Genomic DNA, 3,209 nt, shown 5'->3' on the forward strand with positions numbered 1-3,209 from the left:
GGCTTGAGTCGGGTATAGCTGCGGCACAAGGCGTAGCTGACGCCGGCGATTTCCAGGCTTTTACGCCAGACATCGCGCATCTTCTGTTCAACCACGTCGGAGCGGGCATGGAAAATCTGCTCCATGACCAGGCCGATCGCCAGATTGCAGCTGTAGTTGATGCCCAGGCGGGTGATCGCGGTATGCAGATCGGTCACTTCCTGGGTCGCGCGCAACAGTGGGCTGTTGACCACTTTGATCAGGCGTGCCGACAGCGCGGTATCGCGGCCGATCACTTTGCTCAGGGTACTGACGCTGACTTCCGGGTTTTCTGCGGCCTTGCGAATCTGCAGGGCCACTTCCGGTAACGTTGGCAGAACCAGGTCATCGTTATTGATGGCCTCAACCAAATCCTTTTGGACCTTTTCCGCCAGTTCGCTCATGTAGTCTCTCTAGGTGTTGCGCCAAATGCTGCCGTTATTGCTGGATTTCGCGATCGCGGTCCAGTTCATAAGGCAGGTCGAGCAGCTGCAGGGACGGCCCTTCGAGCTCGCCCAGGTGGATGTCTCCACTGTCTGCTGCTTCGGCTTGCAACACAGCCAGCAGTTCAATGTTCTGCCCGGCGCGGGCAGCCAGCACCACTTCGCCGATGGAACTGCCGTGGGTCGGGGAAAACAGCGGGGTACCCGGCTCAGGCAATTCGCTGGCAGCCAGTTGCAGGCGATACAGACGGCGCTTGAGTTTGCCCAGGTACTGCATGCGCGCGACGATTTCCTGCCCGGTGTAGCAACCTTTCTTGAAACTCACGCCACCGACCGCTTGCAGGTTGAGCATCTGCGGGATGAACAACTCGCGGGTACCCGGCATGACCTGGCCGATCCCTGCGCGGACCTGGCCCAGCAGCCATTGATTCAGATCAGCTTCGCTCAGCACCGCCGATAGCTTGCCTTTGACCGCATTGGCTTGACCGGCGGCAACCCACAACTCGGCGCGTTGCGGCGAGACACGGATGGCGATCAGTCCATCGTTGCGCACGACGCTGTCGGTTTCTGCCGGCAGGCCCAGACCGAGGCTGGCCAGGGCGGCGTCGCCATGGTCAATGCCGAAGCGGACCCAGGCGGCACTTTCATCGGTCAGTTTCGACTTGGAAAACACCGCGTATTTTTTCAGGTCCGCCAGTTGCGGTTCGAGCAATTCAGTGGCCATGGCCAGGACCACGCCATCCCCTTCGAGCAGGATGCGGAAACTCGATTGCATCYGGCCTTTCTGGGTGCAGCGCGCACCGAGGCTGGCCCGGGAATCGCTCAGGTAGTTGAGATTGCAGGTCAGTTGGCCTTGCAGGAATTTGCTGGCGTCCGCGCCGCGGACCGCGAGAACACCTTCATGAGAAAGCGTGCAGAAAAAAGCAGAATCGGCCATGGGTCATCGCAGGGTAAAGAGTCTGGCGGACATCATAAGGGGGCGCCTTCGAAATGGGTAGTTCACAAAGGATCACCGGTGCCCGACCAAAGCCGACTGTTCGACGGAGCGCGGGCCTGTATACTTGCGGCCTATTTGAGGAGCGCTCCATGGTCGAAGATGTTGAACTGAACCGCCTCTACTGGCACAGCCGCCGCGGCATGCTTGAGCTTGACGTGCTGCTGGTGCCGTTTGTGAAAGAGGTTTACCCGCACCTCAACGAGGTTGATCGCGCCTGCTACGTCAGGTTGCTCGAATGCGAAGATCAGGACATGTTCGGCTGGTTCATGGAACGCAGCGAATCCGAAGATCCTGAACTGCAGCGCATGGTTCGCATGATCCTGGACCGTGTCCAGCCCAAGTAACTCGTTCGAATGCCGCTGGCATGCCTCACGGCACTTGCTGGCGGCGTATCTTCTGGCCCAGCTGTTCGCGTTGGGTTCGTTGTTTTTACTGTCAATTCCGCTCTGGGCCAGCTCGCTTGGCGTCGCGCTGTGCGTGGCTCACGGAGTCTGGCTGTTGCCCCGGCAGATCTTGCTGACGCACCCGCAGGCATTTTGCGGCTTGCGGCGTGATGCCGATGGCTGGCAGTTGTGGAGTCGGGCCGGGGGCTGGCAGCCCGTGCAACTGAGGCCGGACAGCCTGGCGCTGCCGTTGGTGGTGGTACTGCGTTTTCGATTGCGTGGCGAGCGCCGGGTCAGGGCCATTTGCGTGCCCCGGGATGCGCAGGCGGCGGATGTGCACCGACGCCTGCGGGTCCGGCTCAAGTTCAGCCGACGTAGGTGGGCGGCACCAGAATAGTGTCCAGCGCGACCGGCAGCAGGTTCGGGTAGTCGAGGGTGTAATGCAGGCCACGGCTTTCCTTGCGCTCCATGGCCGACAGAATCATCAGCTCGGCCACTTGAGCCAGGTTGCGCAGCTCGATCAAATCCCGGCTGACCTTGTAGTTGCTGTAGAACTCGTCGATTTCATCCAGCAGCAATTGCACGCGGTGTTGCGCCCGCTGCAGACGCTTGTTGGTGCGCACGATGCCGACGTAGTCCCACATGAATCGCCGCAACTCATCCCAGTTGTGCGCAATGATCACGTCTTCATCGGAATCGGTGACCTGGCTCGCATCCCAGGCGGGAAGGGGGACTGGCATCGGAATCCGGGGCAACTGTTCGAGAATGTCCGCGGCCGCCGAGCGGGCATAAACGAAACATTCCAGCAACGAGTTGCTGGCCATGCGATTGGCGCCGTGCAGGCCGGTGAAACTGGTTTCGCCAATGGCGTACAGACCCGGCACGTCGGTGCGGCCCTGTTGATCGACCATCACACCACCGCAGGTGTAGTGTGCTGCCGGGACCACTGGAATCGGTTGCTTGGTGATGTCGATGGAAAATTCCAGGCAGCGTTCGTACACCGTCGGGAAGTGCGTCTTGATGAAAGCTTCGGGCTTGTGGCTGATGTCCAGATAGACGCAATCGACGCCCAGGCGCTTCATTTCATGGTCGATGGCCCGGGCGACGATGTCCCGTGGAGCCAACTCTGCCCGTGGATCGAAGCGTTGCATGAAGCGCTCGCCGTTGGGCAGCTTCAGGTGGGCGCCTTCGCCTCGCAGGGCTTCGGTGATCAGGAAGCTCTTGGCTTGCGGGTGATACAGGCAAGTGGGGTGGAACTGGTTGAATTCCAGGTTCGCCACCCGGCAGCCCGAGCGCCAGGCCATGGCGATGCCATCGCCGCAGGCGCCGTCGGGGTTACTGGTGTACAGGTAAACCTTGGCCGCACCA

General features: G+C 60.8%; 5 protein-coding genes. 2 read left to right on the forward strand and 3 right to left on the reverse strand.

Annotation, left to right across the window (positions count from 1 at the left end):
• Window positions 1–422: HDOD domain-containing protein (locus ACXRVY_RS21510; protein ID WP_458238188.1), on the reverse strand; the 422-nt coding region annotated here is incomplete at its 3' end.
• A gap of 34 nt (window positions 423–456) precedes the next feature.
• Window positions 457–1,398: a CAF17-like 4Fe-4S cluster assembly/insertion protein YgfZ gene (ygfZ, locus tag ACXRVY_RS21515; protein ID WP_458238189.1), complete on the reverse strand. Its 942-nt coding sequence runs from the start codon at window positions 1,396–1,398 to the stop codon at window positions 457–459.
• Between the two features lie 149 nt (window positions 1,399–1,547).
• On the opposite strand from ygfZ, the gene ACXRVY_RS21520 reads away from it, so the two are divergent.
• Window positions 1,548–1,802 carry an FAD assembly factor SdhE gene (locus ACXRVY_RS21520; protein ID WP_003184348.1) on the forward strand — a complete coding sequence of 85 codons (255 nt, stop codon included), beginning with the start codon at window positions 1,548–1,550 and terminating at the stop codon, window positions 1,800–1,802.
• Window positions 1,786–2,238, forward strand: coding sequence for a protein YgfX (locus ACXRVY_RS21525; protein WP_223462996.1), 453 nt, complete (start codon window positions 1,786–1,788; stop codon window positions 2,236–2,238). Before ACXRVY_RS21520 ends, ACXRVY_RS21525 begins: the two co-directional genes overlap by 17 nt.
• On the opposite strand, the gene nadB is transcribed toward ACXRVY_RS21525, so the two are convergent.
• Window positions 2,207–3,209: L-aspartate oxidase (nadB, locus tag ACXRVY_RS21530; protein WP_458238190.1), on the reverse strand; the 1,003-nt coding region annotated here is incomplete at its 5' end. The two genes, ACXRVY_RS21525 and nadB, sit on opposite strands and share 32 nt — an antisense overlap.

Source organism: Pseudomonas sp. P5_A2_2, from assembly GCF_054177685.1.